This is a genomic window from Natrinema soli (assembly GCF_028618695.1).
The window spans coordinates 1-1,073 of sequence record NZ_JAQIVI010000020.1; the positions used below are offsets into that span (position 1 = coordinate 1).

General features: G+C 66.7%; 2 protein-coding genes. Both read right to left on the bottom strand.

The window, feature by feature from the left end; all coding sequences use genetic code 11:
• A partial coding sequence (locus PGX04_RS01140; protein ID WP_273736831.1) for a tyrosine-type recombinase/integrase occupies window positions 1-617 on the bottom strand: 617 nt, incomplete at its 3' end.
• A gap of 128 nt (window positions 618-745) precedes the next feature.
• Window positions 746-1,073, bottom strand: a 328-nt coding sequence (locus tag PGX04_RS01145; RefSeq protein ID WP_417581715.1) for an AMP-binding enzyme, incomplete at its 5' end; no start/stop codon positions are given.

Consider the following 1,073-nt stretch of genomic DNA (forward strand, 5'->3'; position numbering starts at 1 on the left):
GGCCCGGATCGACCGCCCGATCGTCCGCGGCCGGCCCCCGACGGTCGTTCGACGGCGTCGAACGCGTCGACGATCTCGGCGTCCGTCGGCTCGGGCAGATAGGACTCGAGGGCCTCGAAACTGCGCCAGCCGCCCGCGGTCTTGACGACGCGGGGGTTTACGTCGTGCTCGACCAGAGCGGTGTGAGCGAAGTACTGCCGGAGGTCGCTCGTGGAGGCGTCGGAGAGCCCGGGCTCGTCGGCCAGCTCGCTCGCTCGATCGGCCACGTCCGAGACCAGCATCTGGAGCCGGCGGGGCGTGACCGAAAAGATCCGGTCGGCGGTCGAGAGATCGTTACTCCGGGCGTATCGTCGGAGTTCGCGTTCGACGCGGGTCGGCAGATACGCGGTCCGATCTCGCGTGCCGTCGTCGGTCGACACCCGAATCAGGTACCGCGGCGGATCGATCCGGACCTGCTCGATATCACCGATCGTGAGCCGCGTTAGCTCGGGCGGTCGGAGCCCGACGTCGCCACAGAGACGGATCACCAGCGCCTCGCGGTAGGTTTCGGCGGCGTCGAGAAGCGACTCGTACTCCCGACGCTCGAGTACCACCCCCGCGCTCCCCTCGAGGCTCATGGTTCGCTCGTTCTGAAGACGCGAACATAATTGTATCGCCTCTCGTTGATACTCGTGACCGTTCGCCTGATTCGACGGACGACAGCGGATAGTCGTTGTTTCGCGGTACTGGATTCTGCGAAACGGAATCAGTCGAATTCGCTCTCGTCGCCGATCTCGGCCTGAATCTCGCCGACGATCTCCGGGTTGCGGAGCGCGCTGGTATCACCCAACTCCTCGCCGTTGGCGACGTCCTCGAGCAGGCGGCGCATGATCTTGCCCGAGCGCGTCTTGGGCAGTTCCGGCGTGAAGATCAACTCCGCGGGGCGGGCGATCGGGCCGATCGCGGATTCGATGCTCTCGAGGATCGCCCGCCGAATCGTCGCGTCGGACTCGTGGCCGCTCTCGGTGCTGACGTACGCGTAGATCTCGGTGTCCTCGGTCGCGCTCGAGCGGCCGACGACGGCGGCCTCGGCG